Origin of the sequence: Streptomyces sp. NPDC008121 (assembly GCF_042957155.1) — a bacterium.
GTDB lineage: Bacteria > Actinomycetota > Actinomycetes > Streptomycetales > Streptomycetaceae > Streptomyces.
This window is the reverse complement of the sequence record NZ_JBIBHT010000006.1, coordinates 435,029-453,177: the sequence shown is the minus strand read 5'-3', so window position 1 is coordinate 453,177 and position 18,149 is coordinate 435,029. Positions and strand designations below refer to the sequence as shown.

The following is an 18,149-nucleotide window of genomic DNA, read 5'->3' as shown; positions in this document are numbered from 1 at the left end:
GCCCCCCGGGCCGGGCATACGGTTCACCGCTCCGCGGCGGCCAGGTCGGCGCGGATGCGGCCGGCGAACCAGCCGACCGCCGACTCGCGGCGGGAGAGGGGCCCGGGGTGGAACCCGGGGGTGGAGAGCCCCTTCTGCACGCGGGCCACCAGCTCGGCGTCCTCGTCGTTGGTGATCCAGCCGATGTGCATGTTGAGGCGGCGGGCGAGCCGGGTGCGCGGCCCCGTCCCGCGGCGGGTGTAGAAGGCGCCGGGCACCGCCACCCGGTCGACCCCCGTCGGGATCGCGGTCCATGCCAGGACGTGGTCGGGATAGAAGTCGATGAGGGTGTTCGGGTAGATCACGGCGTACCGCCAGACCCGCCGGTCGTCCTCGCCGAGGCCGGGCATGGGCGCGGCGACACGCTGGTAGAGGCGTTCGGCCCAGTTGGAGGACGGCTTGTCGCGCAGGGGCGAGGCGAAGAGGGCGTAGGACTCCTCGATCTCGCAGGTGTAGCCCTGGTAGTCGAGCAGCCGCATCAGTCCGGGGTGGGCGACGGGGACGTGGTAGCCCTCCAGGTAGTTGTCGACCGCCACCTTCCAGTTGGCCTGCTGCACTTCGGCGCCGGCCAGGTCGTGGATACGGCCGCGGCCGACCGGGACCAGGTCGGCCCCGGCGTAGTGACCGACCGCCTCGGCGAGTCCGGCGCACTGCTCCGCGAGCGGTACGGCGTCGAGGTCCAGGGAGACGAAGACGAAGCCGAGGAAGGATTCCACCCGGGCCGGGAACAGCCCGAGGCGCGGCTTGTCGAGGCAGGGGATCTGCCGGGCCTCCGGGGCGCCGACCAGGCTGCCGTCGAGGCGGTACGTCCAGCCGTGGTACGGGCACCGGATCGCCTTCCCGGCCGGTTCCGGGGCCGTGACCAGCTGGGTTCCGCGGTGGCGGCACACGTTGAGGTGGGCGGCGAGACCGCCGTCCTCGGTGCGGACGACCAGGACCTCCCGGTCGGCGACCGTGGCGGCGAGCCTGGCGCCGGGCCCCGGCAGGTCGGACTCGTGGCAGACGAGTTGCCAGGAATGGGCGAAGACGTGCCGCATCTCGGCGGCGGCCACCTCGGGGTCGGTGTAGTGGCGGGCGGACAGCGCCGGGCCGGGGGCGTCACCGGGGGCGTCGCGGGGCGTGCCCCGGGCGGGCGGTTCGAGGGGGAGAGGGGTCTCGGGGGCTTTGGACTGCATCGGATGACTCCTCGGTGCCGGCGGTGCGGCGATCGGTGTCGGTGATCGATGTGTCGGTGGGTCCGTGATCCGTGCTCGGGTCGGAGATCGAGGTGTCGGTGGGTCCGTGATCCGTGCTCGGGTCGGTGAGCGGTGCGGGGGCCGCGATCGGTGAGCGGAGGCCGGTGCGGGGGCCGTGGACGGCGAGCGGAGGCCGGTGGGGAGGGCCGTGGACGGTGAGCGGAGGCCGGTTACGGAGGGCCGTGAGCGGTCGCCGGTCACCCGTGTCGAGCGGTGTCGGCGAGGGCGCGCGGCCCGGCGGCGGGCAGCCGATCGCGGCGGGCGCCGAGTCAGGCTGACCGATTGGACAGCAAGCCTGGTGGCTGAATTCCGTGGGGTCAAGACTTGTGGGCTGACCGATCGGTCAGCTAGCGTGAAACCACTCCCTGACCGATCGGTCAGCGTTCTTGCCGTCTGTCGCTGCTCCGGCGCTTTCGCGCATCCACCCTGCTCACAGGGGTGGAAGCAGCCCGCCTGGCCTCTCATCCGGCCGGCCTTCACGCTCCTCCCTCCCCCACTTCCCCGCCCCCTCCCCTTCCCCGGAGGCACGCATGAGCGGTCGTCGCCGTCTGGACTGGCTCGGACTCACTCCCGAACCGGAACGGGAACTGCCTGCCGCGGTCGCCGCCCTGCGCACCCCGTCCCGGCACGCCCCCGGCGTCTCCACCGAACGGACGGGCGCCGAACGGCGCCGCGTGGAACGGCTGATCCTGCGCGGCAGCCGCCACAGTTGGCTGCGCTACCTCGCCGAGGTCACCGCCCTGGTCACCGCCGTGGCCGACGGGTCACGGCCGGGCGACCACACGGCCGCGCTCCTCGCCGGCGAGGTCGTCCTCGACCACCACCGCATGCTCATCGGCCTCCCAGGCGCCGAGTACGACCACACGGCGAGGGAACGCACCGCGCTCGAGAACGCCGTACGGGCCCTGCGGGACCGCCGGGAAGGGCGGAGACCGCCGGCCCCGGCCGAGGGGCCACCGCCGTCCGCTCCGAGCGGGCAGACCCCACCGCACCCTCCGTACGAGCAACCGAGCCGCCGGACCCCACCGCACCCTCCGTACGAGCAACCGAGCCGCCAGACCCCACCGGCCCCTCCGCCCCACCCGCTACCCCTGCCCTCACCCACCCCCCGAACCTCTCGGGCCCCTCGGCCCCCCGGCCGGAAAGGAGGCAGCCGATGACCACGATCCGATTCCCGTCCGGGCCCACGCCCGGTTCCGTCCTCGGAGCGGCACCGGACCGCGCGGAGTCCGCCGAGGCGTACCGCGCCACCGGCGGCTACGCCGGCCCCGCCGATCCCGCCCACGGCGCGGCCGCCGCTCCGCCGCTCCCCGCCGAGCTGCTGGACCACCTCGCCGCGTCCGGTCTGCGCGGTCGCGGCGGAGCCGGGTTCCCCGTCGCCGTCAAACTGCGGGCCGTCCGCGACCGCGCGGGCGCCCCGGTCGTGGTGGCCAACGGCGAGGAGGGGGAGCCGGGTTCGGTCAAGGACCGCTGGCTGCTGCGGGCCCGCCCGCACCTGGTCCTGGACGGCCTCGCCCACGCCGCCTCGATCACCGGCGCCGTCCGCGGCTACGTCTACCTCTCGGACCCGGAGGCGGCCGTCCGCGTCCGCCGCGCCCTCGCCGAACGCCCGCCGCCCCTGCCCGTCGAGGTCGTCGAGACCGGCCACAGCTATGTCGCGGGCGAGGAGACCGCGGTCATCCGCAGGATCGACGGCGGCCCCGCACTGCCGCTCGCCAAGCCGCCCCGCCCCTTCGAGCGGGGTGTCGGCGGCGCGCCGACCCTCGTCTCCAACGTCGAGACGCTCGCCCGGATCGCCCTCACCGCCGCACGGCCCGACCTGCGCGAACGGATCGCCCGCACCACGCTGGTGACGCTCTCCGGCGACCGCGCCGAACCGGTGCTCGCCGAGGTGCCGTACGGCGTCCCGCTGCGCACCCTGGCGGCGGCGTACGGCGCCCCGGACGCGGCGGGGGCGCTGATGGGCGGGCTGTTCGGGGGCCTCGTCGACCGCGGCGCCCTGGACCTGCCCCTCGAACCGGGCGCGCTCGCCGCGGCGGGCACCGCGCTGGGCTGCGGGGCGATCCGCTTCCTCGCCTCCGACGCCTGCCCCGTGTCCGCCGCCGCCGACGCGCTGCGGCACCTCGCGGCGGAGAGCGCCCGGCAGTGCGGCGTCTGCGTGTCCGGCACCGGGGCGATCCGCGACGCCGTCGACGCCCTCGCCGCGGGCTCGGCGGACGCGGACACCCTCACCAAGTTGGACCGGTGGTCGCGGGGCCTGCTCGGGCGCGGCGCGTGCGGTCTGCTCGACGCCGCCGCCGGGACCGCCGGCAGCCTGCTGCGCGCCTTCCCCGGCCTCTCCGAGGCCCACCTCCGCACCCCGTGCCCGGACTGCGCCGCCACCCCGCCGGGGGACGCCGGCCGCCGCCTCGCCGTGGCCGTACCCCGGGTCGCCGACGGCACCCCGGCCCGTACCCCGCTGCCCGCCCTGAAGGGAACACCGTGAAACTCCTGCTGGACTCCACCCGCTGCCAGGGCTACGGACTGTGCCAGGAACACGCGCCCGAGCTCGTCGAACTCGACGAGTGGGGTTACGCGCGGGTCCTCGCCGTCGCCGTCCCGCCCGACGCGGAGGACGCGGCGCGCGCCTGCGCCGAGAGCTGCCCCAACTCCGCCCTCCGACTGGAGAAGTGACATGGGACGCGACCTGACCGCGCTCTTCGACCCCCGCTCCGTCGCGGTGGTCGGCGCCAGCGACGACCCCGCGAAGTACGGCCACGCGGTGGCCTCCCAGGCGCTGCGGGCCCCCGCCCACCGGCGGCCCGTCCATCTGGTGAACCGGCGCGGCGGCACCGTCCTCGGCCGGACGGCGGCACCCTCGCTTGCGGCCGTCGGCGAACCCGTCGAGCTGGTCGTCATCGCCGTCCCCGGCGCCGGTTTCGAGGCCGCCGTCGACGACGCGCTGGCCTGCGGGGCGAAGGCGATCGTCGCCATCACGGCGGGCTTCGCGGAGTCCGGGCCCGCCGGGCTGGCCCGGCAGCGGGCGATCGCCGCGCGGGTACGGGACGCCGGAGCGGTCCTCGTCGGACCCAACTGTCTGGGCGTCGCCGACAACACGACGGAGCTGTACCTCGCCTCGGACCGCTTCGAACCCGGCGGCGTCGCGCTGCTGAGCCAGAGCGGCAACCTCGCCCTCGAACTCCAGCTCCGCGGCGCCCCGCACGGCCTGGGCTTCTCCCGGTTCGTCTCGCTCGGCAACCAGGCCGACGTCACCCTCGTCGACCTCGTCGAGGACTGCGCCGCGCACCCGGCCACCTCGACGATCGCGGTGTACGCCGAGGACTTCGGCGACGGCCGGGCCTTCGCGCGGGCCGCCGCGGCGGCGGGCAAGCCGGTGGTGCTGCTCACCGCGGGCCGGGGCGCCGCCTCCGCCCGGAGCGCCCAGTCGCACACCGGCGCGCTCACCACCTCGGCCGACGTGGTGGCGGCCGCGTGCCGTGACGCGGGCGTCGAACTCGTCCGTACGCCACGGGAGATGACGGTCGTACTGGCCGCGCTGAACGCCGGTCCGCGGCGCGCGGGCGGCCGACGGACCGCCGTCTTCACCGACGGCGGCGGCCACGGAGCCGTCGCCGCCGACGCGGCCGAGGACGCGGGCCTCGCCGTACCGGAACTCACCGGCGCCACACAGGACCGGCTCCGGACCGTCCTCTGGGAACAGTCCGCCGTCGGCAACCCCGTCGACCTCGCGGGCATGGGCGAGCAGCGCCCCCACTCGTACGCCGACACCGTCGCCGGCCTGCTCGCCGCCGAGGAGGTCGACGCGATCCTGATGACCGGCTACTTCGGCGGCTACGCGGCCGCCGAGGGCGGCCTGGGCACCCCCTGCGCCCCGCCCCCGGACGCCTCCCCGCCGGCGGCGGGCGACGGAGCCCCCGACGCCTTGGGACCCACCAGCCCCGCCGGCCCCGCGGGCCCCACCGACTCCACCGATCCCACCGATCCCTCCGCTTCCGTCGCGGGACAGGCCCGTTCCGCCCCGGCCGGGGGTTCCGTGCTCGCGGACGGGGAGGTGGCCGCCGCCAAGGAGATCGCCGTGCGGGTCGGGGCCGGCGGGAAGCCGTTCGTCGTGCAGTCGATGTATCCGGGATCGCCGAGCTGCCGGGTGCTGGTGGAGGCCGGGGTGCCGGTGTTCTCCGCCAGTGAGGACGCCGCGCGGGCGCTGGCCGCGATGACCGGGCGTGCGGGGGGTGACGGCCTGGGGGTGACCTCGGTGCCGCCCGCCGAGGCTCCGCCAGGAGACCTGGGCTATCACGGTGTCCGTACGCTCCTCGACGCCGCCGGTGTGCCGTTCCCCGCCGCGCGGGAGATCACCGACGAGGCCGGGCTCCTCGCCGCGGCCGACGCCTTCCCGGGGCCGTACGTGCTGAAGGCCCTGCACCTCCTGCACAAGTCCGACGCGGGCGGCGTGGCGCTGCGGCTGGCCGACCGGGACGCGCTCCTCGCCGCGTACCGCGAGATGCACGACCGGCTGGGCGCCCCCTCGTACTCGGTCGAGGCGATGGCCGATCTCACCGACGGCGTCGAGCTGATCGTGGGCGTGCACCGCGACCCCCGCTTCGGGCCGGTGGCCATGGTGGGGCTCGGCGGTGTGCTCACCGAGACCCTGCGCGATGTCGCCTTCGCCCTCGCGCCCGTGCCGGCCCGGCGGGCCAGGACCCTGCTGCACGGTCTGCGGAGCGCCGCGCTGCTGGCCGGTGTGCGCGGCAGGCCGGCCGTGGACGTCGCCGCCGCGGCGGCCGTGATCGAGCGGATCACCACCATCGCCGCCGCGCACCCGGAGATCGCCGAACTGGAGGTCAATCCCCTGCTGGTGCGCCCGGACGGCGCCCTGGCCCTGGACGCCCGGGCCGTCTCCGCCTGACCACCGCATCCTCCCGACCGCCCCACCCTCACCTCTCTCCCCCTCACCCCCTCCCCCTTTCCCCCTCCCCCTCACTCCTCGATCGACCGTGCCCCGGAGGACACATGGACTTCCGCTACACCCCCGAGCAGACCGCGCTCAAGGACCGGGCCGCCGCCTACGCCCGGCTCCTGATGACGTACGAGGACCAGTCGGAGGAGGCGGGCGGCCCGCTGCCCGCCGACACCGTGCGCGAACTGACCCGCGCCGCGATCGACGCGGGCGTCTACGCGATCAACATGCCCGCCGAGTGGGGCGGTGCCGGGCTCTCCCTCCTCGACCAGGTCATCGTCGAGGAGGAGTTCGGCAAGGTCACCAACTGCCTCTGGGACATCCCCTGGCGTCCCGCCAACGTCCTCGCGTACGGCACCGAGGCCCAGCGGGAGAAGTACCTCCTGCCCGTCGTCCGGGGCGAGCGGTTCGACGCGTTCGCGGTGACCGAACCCGGCGCGGGCTCGGACCCCGGTTCCGGCACCAGCACCGCGACCCGTACCGAAGGCGGCTGGCTGCTCAACGGCGAGAAGTGGTTCGTGACCTGCGGCGACATCGCCGACTTCCTGCTCGTACAGGCCGACGCGGGCCCGGAGCGGGCCGCGACCCTGTTCTTCGTGGACAAGGCGGCGCCGGGCGTGGCGATGACCCGGGTCCCCCGTTTCATGCACTCCGCGGTGAACGGGCACCCCGAGTTCACCTTCACCGACGTCTTCGTCCCCGACGAGGACGTGCTCGGCGGCGTCGGCAACGGCTACGAGCTGACCAAGGAGTGGTTCACCGACGAACGCCTGATGATCGCCGCCCGGACCGTCGGCGCCGCCGAGCGGGCCCTGGAGCTGGCCCGCGACTGGGCCGTCGAACGGCGCCAGTTCGGCTCCCCCATCGCCGACTTCCAGCTGATCCAGGGCATGCTCGCCGACTGCGCCGTCGACATCGCCGTCAACCGCGCCTACACCCACCAGGTCGCCTGGGAGGCCGACCGGCCGGAGACCGACCGCAAGACCCTCCACGCCAAGGCGTCGACGGCGAAGCTCGCGGCCAGCGAGGCCGCCGGGCGGGTGATCGACCGGTGCGTCCAGATCTTCGGCGGCCGCGGCTACGACCGTACGTACCCCGTCGAGCGGATGTACCGCGAGCTGCGCGTCGACCGCATCTGGGAGGGCACCTCCGAGATCCAGCGCCTGATCATCGCCAACGAGCTGATCAAGCGCGGCACGCGGGCGCTCGCGCTGCCCACCACCGTCTGAAGCCCGCTGCCCACCACCGTCTGAAGCCCCTTCCCACCCCGACCCCGGAGGAGTCACCGGCATGGACTTCCGTCTCACCGCCCGTCAGCAGGAGCTCAAGGCCTCGGCGCGCGCGCTCACCGAGTTCATCACGGCGTACGAACTGGACTGCGAGGAGAACAACGGCCTGCCCCCGCTCGCCCACACCGCGATCCGCGACGCCGTCCTCGACAGCGGCCTGCAGGCCGTCAACATGCCCGAGGAGTGGGGCGGCGCCGGCCTCACCGTCCTGGAGCAGGTGACGGTCCAGGCGGAGCTGGGGCGGCTCACCGGCGCCCTGTGGGACATGGTCTGGCGCCCCGCCAACGCCCTGTCGTTCTGCACCCCGGAACAGCGCGAGCGGTACCTCGTCCCGGTGATCAAGGGGCAGCGCCGTGACTGCTACGCGGTGAGCGAGCCCGAGGCCGGGTCGGACCCGCAGAGTCTGCGGACCACGGCGACGCGGACCACCGGCGGCTGGGTGCTGAACGGCGAGAAGTGGTTCGTCACCGTCGGCGACCACGCCGACTTCATGATCGTGCTCGCCCTCGCGGGGGACGCCGGGGACGAGCGGGCGCCGACCCTCTTCCTGGTGGACAAGGACACGCCGGGCGTCGAGATGACCCGGGTGCCGCGCTGGACGCACACCTTCGTCTACGAACACCCCGAGTTCACCTTCACCGACGTGCACGTCGCCGACGACGCCGTCCTCGGCGAGGTCGGCAACGGCTACGACATCACCCGGGCCTGGTTCAGCGAGGAACGGCTGATGATCGCCGCCCGGACGATCGGCGCGGCGGAGCGGGCCCTGGAGCTGGCCCGCGACTGGGCCGTCGAACGGCGCCAGTTCGGCTCCCCCATCGCCGACTACCAGTTGATCCAGGGCATGCTCGCCGACTGCGCCGTCGACATCGCCGTCAACCGCGCCTACACCCACCAGGTTGCCTGGGAGGTCGACGACGGTACGGCCGACCGGAAGACCCTGCACGCCAAGGCGGCCATCGCCAAGCTGTCGGCGAGCGAGGCGGCCGGGCGGGTGGTCGACCGGTGCGTGCAGATCTTCGGCGGCCGCGGCTACGACCGTACGTACCCGGTCGAACGCCTCTACCGCGAGCTGCGCGTCGACCGCATCTGGGAGGGCACCTCCGAGATCCAGCGCCTGATCGTCGCGGGCGAACTCGTCAAGCGCGGCACGGGCGTCCTGCGGATGCCGTCCGCCGTCTGACCGGTCGAGGACCGGGGAGGGAGGACCGATGACGGACGTCGAGCGCGTCGGGGTCGTGGGCTGCGGTCTGATGGGATCGGGGATCGCCGAGGTCTGCGCCCGCGCGGGCCGGGACGTCGTGGTGGTGGAGACGGACCGGGCGGCCGCGGACGCCGGCCTGCGGCGGATCACCCGCTCGCTGGCCCGAGCCGTGGACGCCGGGCGGCTCACCGTCGCCGAACGGGACGCCGCGGCCGGACGGATCACGATGGCCACCGACCTGGCGGCGCTGGCCGACCGGGACCTCGTCGTCGAGGCGGTGGCCGAGGAGGAACAGGCGAAGCGGGAGGTCTTCGCCCGGCTCGACGCGACCGTGGAGCGACGGGACGCCGTGCTGGCCTCGAACACCTCCGCCATCCCGGTCGCCCGGCTTGCGGCCGCCACCTCGCGGCCGGAGCAGGTGGTCGGTCTGCACTTCTTCAACCCCGTCCCGGTCCTCCCCCTGGTCGAGCTGGTGCCCTCCCTGCTCACCGCCGAGCGGACCGCCCGCCGGGCGTCGGACTTCGCCGCCGACGTGCTGGGCAAACAGGTGGTCCGCGCCCGGGACCGGGCCGGGTTCGTCGTGAACGCGCTGCTCGTGCCGTATCTGCTGGCGGCGGTACGGATGGCGGACTCCGGGGCCGCGTCGCCCGAGGACATCGACCGGGCGATGACGCTGGGCTGCGCCCATCCGCTGGGGCCCCTGGCCCTGGCCGACCTGATCGGCCTGGACACGGTCGAGGCCATCGCGCGGTCGATGTACGCGGAGTACGGGGAGCCGTTGTACGCCCCGCCGCCGCTGCTCGCCCGGATGGTGGAGGCGGGCCTGCTCGGCCGCAAGGCGGGCCGGGGCTTCCACACCTATGGCGGAACGGGGGTCGCGATGCGCGAGGATGAGGGTCCGGCGGTCCCGGCGCGGGCGGCTGCGACGGCGGCGGTCCCGGCGGCGGCCGCCCCGCGGCCGGTGGCCGCGGCGTCCAGGGCCCGTCCGCCGGGCCATCCGCCCTTCGGGCACCGACACGGGGAGCAGCCGACGTGACCAAGGCCGAGCGCGCACTCGAGACACGCGAGCGGATCCTCATGGCCGCCTGCGAGGTGATCGCCGACATCGGTTTCGAGAACATCAGCATGCGCAAGGTGGCCGAACACGCCGGCGTCTCCAAGGCTCTGCTGCACTATCACTTCGACACGCGCGAGAAGCTCTTCGCCGAGGCGATGACGCACTCCTTCGCCCAGACGGGCCGGGACACCGAGGGCGACTCCGACGCGGCCCCGGCGGCGGTCGCGCTGGCCCGCATCCTGCGCAGCATGCTGCCGACGGACGCGGAGCTCCGCCAGGACTGGAAGCTCTGGCAGGAGCTGTGGGTGCGCGCCCAGCGCGACACGGCGGCCCGCCACCTCGCCGTGGACCTGTACGACCAGCTGCACGCGTGGGTGGGCGGGGCCGTCCGGCGGGGCGTCGAGACCGGCGAGTTCAAGGAGTGCGACGTCGCCGCGGTCAGCGATCTGGTCCTGGCGCTCAGTGACGGGCTCGGCATCCGGCTGATGCTGGACGATCCCCGGGTCGACCTCGCCTCGGCCAGGGCGACGATCTGGCGGGCCATCGCGCCCACGCTGGGGATCGGGCCCGATGTCCCGGACGTCTGACGTTTCCCTGGCATCCGTCCGCCCGGTGTACGCCGTTCGCCTTTTCCGGCCCTTCCTCGAGTCTTCTTCCGGCCGTTCCATGACAGTCTTCGGGCGGGGCGGGGCAATATCTGTGACCGCCGGGTGAGATATGGAATCGAGGCGCGGTGAGGATTTCTCACCGCGCCTCTCACGTGGAATTACTCACCGCGCAAGGGCGATCTCGCCATGCTAGTGTCGGTGTCAGTTGCAGTTGTGGTTCCCAAAACCCAAGCGCCCCGACGGTGGTCTTCCGCCGCGGGGAACGCTTTTGTATTTCCGGTCTTTTTCCGGGCGGGGCAATCATCGCGGCGACGCGGAGTCCGCACAGTGCGCACTCCGGGCACTGCCCCGAAGGAGAATTGACATGGCATCTGGCACCGTGAAGTGGTTCAACGCGGAAAAGGGCTTCGGCTTCATCGAGCAGGACGGCGGCGGCCCCGACGTCTTCGCCCACTACTCGAACATCGCCGCCCAGGGCTTCCGTGAGCTGCAGGAAGGCCAGAAGGTGAACTTCGACATCGCGCAGGGCCAGAAGGGCCCGACGGCCGAGAACATCGTTCCCGCCTGACGCTCGCACGTCGTACGAGCTGGGGCCCGCACCTTGGGGTGCGGGCCCCAGCTCGTTGCATTCAAGGGTGCCGCCGCTCGGCAGGCGCCCCGTACGGCGGACGTACCGCCCGGCTCCGGACGCACACCCTCTCGGGTCTCCGTTCCGGCAGCCCCCTCCGACGCACGGCCCCGTCCGCGTATTCCGCGACGGTCCCGACGTTTCTCCTGTTGGCTCGTTCTCGCGATTCTCTGTGCGGCTCATCTGCCGCGGGAATTCCTTGATACGTGCCGCATCAAGGAAGGTTCCACATGAACCGCACACGCACGAACAACCGCACGAGCAACCGCGCCGTCAACCACGCGGGCGGCCGGATGAACGACCGCGCGAACGACCGTGGCACCGCCGGCGGCAAGGACCGGTCGAACGACCGCTTCTCCCGCAGCCGCCCGGCCGGGTCCAGCCGGCGTTCGGCACCCGTGCAAGGTGAGTTCGCCCTCCCCCGGACGATCACCCCGGCCCTGCCCGCCGTCGAGGCGTTCGCCGACCTCGACATGCCGGGGCAGCTGCTCGCCGCGCTCACCGCGGAGGGCGTGACCGTTCCGTTCCCCATCCAGGGCGCGACCCTGCCGAACACCCTCGCGGGTCGTGACGCCCTGGGCCGCGGACGCACCGGCTCGGGCAAGACCCTGGCCTTCGGCCTCGCCCTGCTGGCCCGTACGGCGGGACAGCGCGCCGAGCCCCGGCAGCCGCTCGCGCTGATCCTGGTCCCCACCCGCGAGCTGGCGCAGCAGGTGACCGACGCGCTCACCCCGTACGCCCGCTCCCTCAGGCTGCGGATGGCCACGGTGGTCGGCGGCATGTCGATCGGCCGGCAGGCCGGCGCGCTGCGCAGCGGCGCCGAAGTGGTCGTCGCCACCCCGGGACGGCTGAAGGACCTCATCGACCGCGGCGACTGCCGGCTGAACCAGGTCGCCATCACCGTCCTCGACGAGGCCGACCAGATGGCCGACATGGGCTTCATGCCGCAGGTCACCGCGCTCCTCGACCAGGTGCGTCCGGAGGGGCAGCGGATGCTGTTCTCGGCCACCCTCGACCGCAACGTCGACCTGCTGGTCCGCCGGTACCTCACCGACCCGGTGGTGCACTCCGTGGACCCCTCGGCCGGCGCGGTCACAACGATGGAGCACCACGTGCTGCACGTCCACAGCGCCGACAAGCAGGCCACCACGACCGAGATCGCGGCCCGTGACGGCCGCGTGATCATGTTCCTCGACACCAAGCACGCCGTCGACCGGCTGACCAAGGAGCTGCTGGGCAGCGGGGTCCGGGCCGCGGCGCTGCACGGTGGCAAGTCGCAGCCGCAGCGCACCCGTACGCTCGCGCAGTTCAAGACCGGGCACGTCACCGTGCTCGTCGCCACGAACGTCGCCGCCCGCGGGATCCATGTCGACAATCTCGACCTCGTCGTCAACGTCGACCCGCCGACGGACCACAAGGACTACCTGCACCGCGGCGGCCGTACCGCCCGTGCGGGCGAGTCCGGCAGTGTCGTCACCCTCGTCACGCCCGCCCAGCGCCGGGGGATGGCGCGGCTGATGTCGGACGCGGGGATCCGCCCGCGGATCACCGAGGTCCGCTCCGGCGAGGACGCGCTGCACCGCATCACGGGCGCGCAGGCACCCTCGGGCATCCCGGTCGTCATCACGGCGCCGGTGTCCGAGCGCCCCCAGCGGACCGCCTCGGGCCGCCCGCGCCGCTCCCGCCCCTCCTCCTCCGCCCGCCGCACCGCCCAGCGTCGACAGGCCCTCGACTCGGCGGCGTAGGCAGGCTCGGGCGGGCGTCGATGGCCGCCCGCAGGTACGACCCCCGGGCGCCCCGCCCCGCTTCTCTCCGCAGGAGGCCTTTTGTGACACCGGTTCAGACGCGGCTCCACCCCACGGCGCACCCGGCGCCCTTCCGCACCGGGACGGTGCTCGACGCCATGAGCGAGGCCGGGCCGCAGGTCGACGACGGCATGACCGTCGAGGTCGCGCTGTCCGTCATGGCCAGTGCGCGCGCCGGGCACCTGCTCGTGCGCGACGACGACGGGCGGTGCACCGGGCTGTTGACCGAGGCGCAGCTCACCGCCGTACGGGAGGGCTCCGCGTACTCGGACCGGGTCCGGCTCCGCGAGATCACCGGCGACAGCGGGCCCTTCACCTCACCGTTCACGCCGATGGCCGAGGCCGAGCACGCGATGCGCCGCCGCCGGGTCGGGGCGTCGCCGGTCGTGGACGAGCACGGCTGCGCCCTGGGCGTGCTCACCCTCTCCCCCTGAACCTCCCCCCTCGGCCCGTCGGGCCGTCTCCCTTTTCACCTGTGAGGCCCCATGCGCTGCGTCATCGCCCGTTTCCCGTTCGATCTGACGAAGAACGACGTCCTGAACGCCATGAAGGGCATCAAGCCCGAGCCGGTCACCGGCGAGTCCGTGACGATCGGCCGTCGTACCTTCCCCGTCAAGCAGGTGGGTGAGGTCATCACCCGCCAGGACCGCCGCGACTTCAGCGCCGGTGAGGTCGTGCGGGCCATGACGCTCCTCGGCTTCACCTGCCGCCTCCGCCCCGAGGCGGCTCCCGCGCCGCTCGGCAGTGCGGTGGAGCGAGCGTCCGTACTGCTCGGCACGCCGGCCGCCCTCTGAGGCGCCCGGCAGGCATACGAGGAGGGCCCGACCGGCGCGCGCCGGTCGGGCCCTCCTCGTATGCCGCCACCTCGTGCCCTCGGGTCACGGCGGTGGCGGCGACGCGTACGGCCGGCGGGCGGGGACGCCCGCGCGGGCCGCGTCAGTGGTCGGAGTAGCGGAAGTCACCCACCGTCCACGCGCTGACCTCCTCGATCAGGACGCGGTACATCCCGCCCGTCTCCGGGATCCCCACGGTGCCCTGGAGGATCCTGGCGACGTGGAAGTGCAGATAGCGGGGCGGGCCGCCCGTCTCCTCGGACGTACTGAAGATCCGGGAGAACTCGCCCAGACGTTCCGAGTCCGTCAGGACCTCCGAGACACGCTGCCTCCACACGGCTTCGGGAGCCAGTCGACCGGTGATGACCGTGCCACCCGTGACCACGGTCAGGGACATCTGATTGCTCTGCCCGGACTCCACCATCGCGGCGATGTCAACGAGCAACTCGTCAGGCTTCGACATGAAAGCCGATTCTATTCGTGGCCACGCCCGGCGGCGTGCGGCCGGGGTGCCTTCCGTCCCTCCCCGGGGCGAGACAGGGCCGAAAACACAGGTCGGCGCGGCACCGGGGCGGAGAGATGGTGTTGAATTCCTCGGGGCGCTGGTGCCGTGCGGCATCGGGGCCCCGCGACGTGTTCCCGATGAAGAGGTGCAGATGACAGCGGATGACGCGCTCGGCGGCCGGCTGGACGACGACGACTACCCCGCCTACACGATGGGCCGGGCGGCGGAGATGCTCGGCACCACCCCCGGCTTCCTCCGCGCCCTCGGCGAGGCGCGGCTGATCACCCCGCTGCGCTCCGAGGGCGGCCACCGGCGCTACTCCCGCTACCAGCTGCGGGTCGCGGCACGGGCCAGGGAACTCGTCGACCAGGGGACCCCGATCGAGGCCGCGTGCCGCATCGTCATCCTCGAGGACCAGCTCGAGGAGGCCCAGCGCATCAACGCCGAGTACCGCCGCGCCGCCGCCCGGGCGGACGGGGCCGCGGACGGCGACGAGAGCGAGGGAGCACGGGACGCACGCTCCGACTGAGCCGTCGGGGCACCCCGGCGTTGCGTCGGTGATCTTGCCCGGGCAGCATGGCCCGACGACGGGACACCGCGGCCGCACGGGAGGCCCGGCGGCCGGGCAGGGAGGGGCGGGCAATGATCAGGCTGTCGGACGGACCCATGACCTGGGTGGCGACGGGGGACAGCATCACCCAGGCCGTCCTGCACACGCACGGCGCCCGCGGCTGGGTCGAGCACCTCCACGAGCGGGTCCGCTGGCAGCTGGGCCGGCTCACCGACACCGTGGTGAACACCGGCGTCTCCGGATGGAGCGCGGTCGACGTGCTGGCCCTCCACGACCGCCTCGTCGGCCGGTTCGCGCCCGATGTGCTGTCGGTGTCCCTCGGCACCAACGACTGCCTCGCCGGGGAGGAGGGCCTGCCGGTGTTCCACGACGCGATGCGCCGGATCATCGCCGGGGTGGGTCCCGCGACGCAGATCGTCCTCCACACGCCCGCGGTGATCGGCTTCTCGGGCCGGGAGCGCCGCGCCGCGCTTCCCGCCTACTGCCGGGCCGTCCGGGAGATCGCCGAGGAGACCGGCGCGCTGCTCGTGGACCACGAGGCGTACTGGCGGGAGCACCACGGCGACGCGGACCCCATCGCCTGGCTCGACGACGCGGCCCACCCCAACGCGGCCGGCCACCTGCGGATGGCGAACCACACCTTGCGCACACTGGGCCTGGGGGAGCTGGACGCCCTCTAGGGCGTGTTTCGAAAGTAGCGTCGTCCGCGCACTTCCCGGGGCCGCCCTGGCGAGGGCGGGTGGCGGCCACCGACCCCGCGATCGGTGGGAAGGTGCCGCGGCGCACCTCCCCGTGTCCCCCGGGCCCGGTCGGGGTTTGAGCCCGGGGAGGGGGCGGTGGGCCGCGGCACCGGTCAGGTGGGGACGCCCGGTTCGGGGTCCAGGGTGGGCTCGTCGTCGAGGGCGGGGACCATGGCCGGGCCCTCCGGGCGGCCGGGGTGGACGCCGCAGGCCAGTGCGGTGGCCTGGCGGAGCGTCTCCGTCAGGTTCTCCCAGTCGAGGGCCGGGCGGGCGGGGGTACGGCTGGAGATGAGGGAAACGTTCCAGCGCATCTTCGGCACCCCGGGCAGCGGCCGCAGGCCCGTCACCCCGCGGGGCGAGGAGACCAGCGCCAGGGGGAGCATGGCGCAGCCGAGGCCCGACTGGGCGGCGGCGCGGACGCCCGCCATGGAGCCGAGTTCGTGGATCTCCGGCGGTCCCTCCGAGCGCAGCCGGAGGAACTCGGGCAGCCAGCGCTGCGAGGGACAGTCGGGGTCGGCGATGACCACCTGACGGGCGGCCGACCGTCGGTTCCCCCGGCCGGTGACGGGTACGAACTCGACTTCCTGGAGCCGTACTTCGGTGAGGTCGTCGGAGCGGTCGGTCCGCAGCTGGTCGGCGAGCATGGCCTCGGGGTCGACCGCGTCGACCACCGTGAGGACCAGGGCGCCGTCGATCGCGCCGGAGCGGAAGGCCTCGTGGATCTCGGACGTGCCCATGACCCGCAGGGCGAGCTGGACGCCGGAGAGCAGCCGCCGGCCGATGTGGGTGACGCGGGCGAGCTGCTGCCCGTACGCCAGGGCCGGGACGATGCCGACCGTCATGCGCGGCGGGGTGACGGCGGGGCGGCGCAGGGCCACCTCCATCTCCCCCACCAGGGTGAGTATCTGCCGCGCGTACTCGCCCATGACCGTTCCGGTGCGGGTGAGCCGCACGCCGTTGGGCAGCCGTTCGAAGACGGGTTCCCCCACCTGCCTCTCCAGCGCGCGCATCTGCGCGGTGACGCTCGACTGCGAGTACCCGAGGCGACGGGCCGCCTGGGTGAAGGACCCGGTCAGGGTCACCTCGCGGAAGGTCCGGAGTGTTCTTGCGTCGATATCCACGTGTACTCCCCCACGCCGCCCCCCGGCGGCAGTCCCTCGCACCGGTCGGGCGGTCACGCCATCCGGTCCGTCGCACACTCGGTCAGTCACACATGCCACAGGGGTGCCGGGCGCCCCTTCGCGCCCGGCACCCCTGCCTCGGCCGCGAAGACTCTACTCGGCGATCTGGGCCTGGACCAACGGAAAGTCCAGATCCGGTTGCGCAACGTGATTGAAGAAGTTGGACAGCACATTGAGCGCGATGTGGCCGACGATCTCGGCGAGTTCGGCGTCGGTGACGCCGGCGGCCCGCGCGTCGGCGAGGGCCGCGTCGGTGACCCGGCCGCCGGTGTCGATGATGTCCCCGGCGATCCGCAGCACCTGGTCCATGTGCGGGTCACCGGCGTCGCCGCCATGGCGGGTGGCGAGCAGCTCCTGCTCGCTCAGGCCGACCTTGCCGCCGCGCAGGGTGTGCGCGGAGACGCAGTACGTGCAGTCGTTGCGCTGGGCGATGTAGAGGGCGAGCTGCTCCCGCTGGCGGGCGCTGAAGGAGCCGCCGACCAGGGCCTCGCGCATGGCGAGGTAACCGCGCAGCGCGGCCGGGCCGTTGGCCATGGAGGCGTAGAGGTTCGGCAGCTTGCCGAGCTGCTTGAGGGTGCCCTCGAGCAGCTCGCGCTGCTCCTCGTTGGCGGTGTCGACGGTCAGTTGGGGCAGGCGGGGCATGGAGCTCTCCTAGCGCAGGACCAAGACGGAACTGATCGGTACCATCGGAACGGTACCGATCAGTGCCGTCTTCCGCAATGGTGTGCGACTCTGCGCGGTACTGAGTGGTACCGTTTCGTATGGCGACGAACGCGAAAGAACGGCTCCTCAGCGCGGCGGAGCGTCTGTTCTACGAAGAAGGGATCCGGGCCGTCGGGATCGAGCGGATCCTGTCCGAATCCGGTGTGGGCCGCGCGTCGTTCTACCGCCACTTCCCCAGCAAGGACGACGTGGTCGTGGAGGTGCTCCGACGCCGCGACGGCATGTGGCGCGGGTGGCTCGCGGGACGGATCGAGGCCAGCGAACGCCCGCCGCGCGAGCTGCCGCTGGCCCTCTTCGACGGCCTGGCCGAGCGCTTCGCGGCGGCCGAGTTCCGGGGGTGCGCCTTCATCAACACCATGGTCGAGGCGGCGGACCCGGAGAGTCCGGCGCACCTGGTGGCGGCCGAGCACAAGGAGAAGGTCATCGCCGTCCTGGACGGCCTGCTCGTCGACGGCGGCTACGCGGACCACCGGACGCTCGCCCGCCAGCTCGCCCTCCTCGGCGACGGCGCCATCGTGACGGCGCTCCGCGAGGGCACCACGGACGCGGCGGTACGCGCCCGGTCCGTGGCCGAAATCCTCCTGCGCACCGCCACGCGCGACCCGTCCGTCGACCGGGAGCCCGCGACGACGGCCTGAGACGGAAAGCCGACCGGAAACCGCCCCCGCGAACGAGGGAGCGGTGGACAGCGGTCCGCGGACGGGCCCGGCCGGCCCGCGGGGGCGGACCGATCCCGGAGGTGGGGTGAGGTCCGGCCCGCCCCGGGGGACCCGGCGC

18 protein-coding genes and 1 pseudogene are annotated in these 18,149 nt (G+C 73.7%); 15 read left to right on the top strand and 4 right to left on the bottom strand.

Annotation, left to right across the window (positions count from 1 at the left end; genetic code table 11):
• Window positions 1–23 precede the first annotated feature (23 nt).
• Window positions 24–1,214: an SRPBCC family protein gene (locus ACFZBD_RS22370; protein WP_391142055.1), complete on the bottom strand. Its 1,191-nt coding sequence runs from the start codon at window positions 1,212–1,214 to the stop codon at window positions 24–26.
• A gap of 590 nt (window positions 1,215–1,804) precedes the next feature.
• Between ACFZBD_RS22370 and ACFZBD_RS22365 the strand changes: the two genes are divergently transcribed.
• The 12 genes and pseudogenes from ACFZBD_RS22365 (at window position 1,805) to ACFZBD_RS22310 (ending at window position 13,613) form a co-directional block, all read left to right on the top strand.
• Window positions 1,805–2,434 carry a hypothetical protein gene (locus ACFZBD_RS22365; protein ID WP_391142053.1) on the top strand — a complete coding sequence of 210 codons (630 nt, stop codon included), beginning with the start codon at window positions 1,805–1,807 and terminating at the stop codon, window positions 2,432–2,434.
• A complete protein-coding gene (locus ACFZBD_RS22360) occupies window positions 2,431–3,759 on the top strand; it encodes an NADH-ubiquinone oxidoreductase-F iron-sulfur binding region domain-containing protein (RefSeq protein ID WP_391142050.1) in 1,329 nt (442 codons plus the stop codon). Before ACFZBD_RS22365 ends, ACFZBD_RS22360 begins: the two co-directional genes overlap by 4 nt.
• The gene (locus tag ACFZBD_RS22355; RefSeq protein WP_391142048.1) at window positions 3,756–3,947 is read left to right on the top strand and encodes a ferredoxin; all 192 of its coding nucleotides are present in this window, start codon (window positions 3,756–3,758) and stop codon (window positions 3,945–3,947) included. The genes ACFZBD_RS22360 and ACFZBD_RS22355 overlap by 4 nt, the downstream gene beginning before the upstream one ends.
• 1 nt (window position 3,948) lies before the next feature.
• Complete coding sequence (locus ACFZBD_RS22350; RefSeq protein WP_391142045.1) at window positions 3,949–6,177, top strand: acetate--CoA ligase family protein; 2,229 nt, start codon at window positions 3,949–3,951, stop codon at window positions 6,175–6,177.
• A 104-nt stretch (window positions 6,178–6,281) separates the two neighbouring features.
• Complete coding sequence (locus tag ACFZBD_RS22345; protein ID WP_391142043.1) at window positions 6,282–7,457, top strand: acyl-CoA dehydrogenase family protein; 1,176 nt, start codon at window positions 6,282–6,284, stop codon at window positions 7,455–7,457.
• Between the two features lie 61 nt (window positions 7,458–7,518).
• On the top strand, window positions 7,519–8,700 hold the full coding sequence (locus ACFZBD_RS22340) for an acyl-CoA dehydrogenase family protein (RefSeq protein WP_391142041.1): 1,182 nt from the start codon (window positions 7,519–7,521) through the stop codon (window positions 8,698–8,700).
• A gap of 28 nt (window positions 8,701–8,728) precedes the next feature.
• A pseudogene (locus tag ACFZBD_RS22335) lies at window positions 8,729–9,583 on the top strand (3-hydroxybutyryl-CoA dehydrogenase); the annotation flags it as partial.
• Between the two features lie 170 nt (window positions 9,584–9,753).
• Complete coding sequence (locus tag ACFZBD_RS22330; RefSeq protein WP_391142039.1) at window positions 9,754–10,365, top strand: TetR family transcriptional regulator C-terminal domain-containing protein; 612 nt, start codon at window positions 9,754–9,756, stop codon at window positions 10,363–10,365.
• A gap of 385 nt (window positions 10,366–10,750) precedes the next feature.
• Window positions 10,751–10,954 (top strand): cold-shock protein, encoded by a 204-nt coding sequence (locus tag ACFZBD_RS22325; protein ID WP_030693997.1) that lies wholly within the window; start codon window positions 10,751–10,753, stop codon window positions 10,952–10,954.
• 290 nt (window positions 10,955–11,244) lie between these two features.
• Window positions 11,245–12,759, top strand: a complete 1,515-nt coding sequence (locus ACFZBD_RS22320) for a DEAD/DEAH box helicase (RefSeq protein WP_391142036.1) — start codon at window positions 11,245–11,247, stop codon at window positions 12,757–12,759.
• A gap of 158 nt (window positions 12,760–12,917) precedes the next feature.
• Complete coding sequence (locus ACFZBD_RS22315; protein ID WP_391142230.1) at window positions 12,918–13,253, top strand: CBS domain-containing protein; 336 nt, start codon at window positions 12,918–12,920, stop codon at window positions 13,251–13,253.
• Window positions 13,254–13,304: 51 nt separating this feature from the next.
• On the top strand, window positions 13,305–13,613 hold the full coding sequence (locus ACFZBD_RS22310) for an SCO5918 family protein (protein WP_391142034.1): 309 nt from the start codon (window positions 13,305–13,307) through the stop codon (window positions 13,611–13,613).
• 142 nt (window positions 13,614–13,755) lie between these two features.
• On the opposite strand, the gene ACFZBD_RS22305 is transcribed toward ACFZBD_RS22310, so the two are convergent.
• On the bottom strand, window positions 13,756–14,115 hold the full coding sequence (locus ACFZBD_RS22305) for a hypothetical protein (protein ID WP_391142033.1): 360 nt from the start codon (window positions 14,113–14,115) through the stop codon (window positions 13,756–13,758).
• Window positions 14,116–14,308: 193 nt separating this feature from the next.
• Between ACFZBD_RS22305 and ACFZBD_RS22300 the strand changes: the two genes are divergently transcribed.
• The gene (locus ACFZBD_RS22300; protein WP_391142031.1) at window positions 14,309–14,686 is read left to right on the top strand and encodes a MerR family transcriptional regulator; all 378 of its coding nucleotides are present in this window, start codon (window positions 14,309–14,311) and stop codon (window positions 14,684–14,686) included.
• A gap of 113 nt (window positions 14,687–14,799) precedes the next feature.
• The gene (locus tag ACFZBD_RS22295; protein WP_391142028.1) at window positions 14,800–15,408 is read left to right on the top strand and encodes a GDSL-type esterase/lipase family protein; all 609 of its coding nucleotides are present in this window, start codon (window positions 14,800–14,802) and stop codon (window positions 15,406–15,408) included.
• Window positions 15,409–15,581: 173 nt separating this feature from the next.
• On the opposite strand, the gene ACFZBD_RS22290 is transcribed toward ACFZBD_RS22295, so the two are convergent.
• Window positions 15,582–16,589: a LysR family transcriptional regulator gene (locus ACFZBD_RS22290; RefSeq protein ID WP_391142027.1), complete on the bottom strand. Its 1,008-nt coding sequence runs from the start codon at window positions 16,587–16,589 to the stop codon at window positions 15,582–15,584.
• Between the two features lie 153 nt (window positions 16,590–16,742).
• Complete coding sequence (locus ACFZBD_RS22285) at window positions 16,743–17,291, bottom strand: carboxymuconolactone decarboxylase family protein (RefSeq protein WP_391142025.1); 549 nt, start codon at window positions 17,289–17,291, stop codon at window positions 16,743–16,745.
• A gap of 119 nt (window positions 17,292–17,410) precedes the next feature.
• On the opposite strand from ACFZBD_RS22285, the gene ACFZBD_RS22280 reads away from it, so the two are divergent.
• The gene (locus tag ACFZBD_RS22280; RefSeq protein WP_391142024.1) at window positions 17,411–18,010 is read left to right on the top strand and encodes a TetR family transcriptional regulator; all 600 of its coding nucleotides are present in this window, start codon (window positions 17,411–17,413) and stop codon (window positions 18,008–18,010) included.
• Window positions 18,011–18,149 lie beyond the last annotated feature (139 nt).

Coding starts and splice junctions, on each gene's coding strand:
- ACFZBD_RS22300 (WP_391142031.1), top strand. CDS start 14,309: ATGACAGCGGATGACGCGCTCGGCGGCCGGCTGGACGACGACGACTAC.
- ACFZBD_RS22345 (WP_391142043.1), top strand. CDS start 6,282: ATGGACTTCCGCTACACCCCCGAGCAGACCGCGCTCAAGGACCGGGCC.
- ACFZBD_RS22315 (WP_391142230.1), top strand. CDS start 12,918: ATGAGCGAGGCCGGGCCGCAGGTCGACGACGGCATGACCGTCGAGGTC.
- ACFZBD_RS22370 (WP_391142055.1), bottom strand. CDS start 1,214: ATGCAGTCCAAAGCCCCCGAGACCCCTCTCCCCCTCGAACCGCCCGCC.
- ACFZBD_RS22340 (WP_391142041.1), top strand. CDS start 7,519: ATGGACTTCCGTCTCACCGCCCGTCAGCAGGAGCTCAAGGCCTCGGCG.
- ACFZBD_RS22365 (WP_391142053.1), top strand. CDS start 1,805: ATGAGCGGTCGTCGCCGTCTGGACTGGCTCGGACTCACTCCCGAACCG.
- ACFZBD_RS22295 (WP_391142028.1), top strand. CDS start 14,800: ATGATCAGGCTGTCGGACGGACCCATGACCTGGGTGGCGACGGGGGAC.
- ACFZBD_RS22350 (WP_391142045.1), top strand. CDS start 3,949: ATGGGACGCGACCTGACCGCGCTCTTCGACCCCCGCTCCGTCGCGGTG.
- ACFZBD_RS22320 (WP_391142036.1), top strand. CDS start 11,245: ATGAACCGCACACGCACGAACAACCGCACGAGCAACCGCGCCGTCAAC.
- ACFZBD_RS22305 (WP_391142033.1), bottom strand. CDS start 14,115: ATGTCGAAGCCTGACGAGTTGCTCGTTGACATCGCCGCGATGGTGGAG.
- ACFZBD_RS22310 (WP_391142034.1), top strand. CDS start 13,305: ATGCGCTGCGTCATCGCCCGTTTCCCGTTCGATCTGACGAAGAACGAC.
- ACFZBD_RS22285 (WP_391142025.1), bottom strand. CDS start 17,291: ATGCCCCGCCTGCCCCAACTGACCGTCGACACCGCCAACGAGGAGCAG.
- ACFZBD_RS22280 (WP_391142024.1), top strand. CDS start 17,411: ATGGCGACGAACGCGAAAGAACGGCTCCTCAGCGCGGCGGAGCGTCTG.
- ACFZBD_RS22360 (WP_391142050.1), top strand. CDS start 2,431: ATGACCACGATCCGATTCCCGTCCGGGCCCACGCCCGGTTCCGTCCTC.
- ACFZBD_RS22325 (WP_030693997.1), top strand. CDS start 10,751: ATGGCATCTGGCACCGTGAAGTGGTTCAACGCGGAAAAGGGCTTCGGC.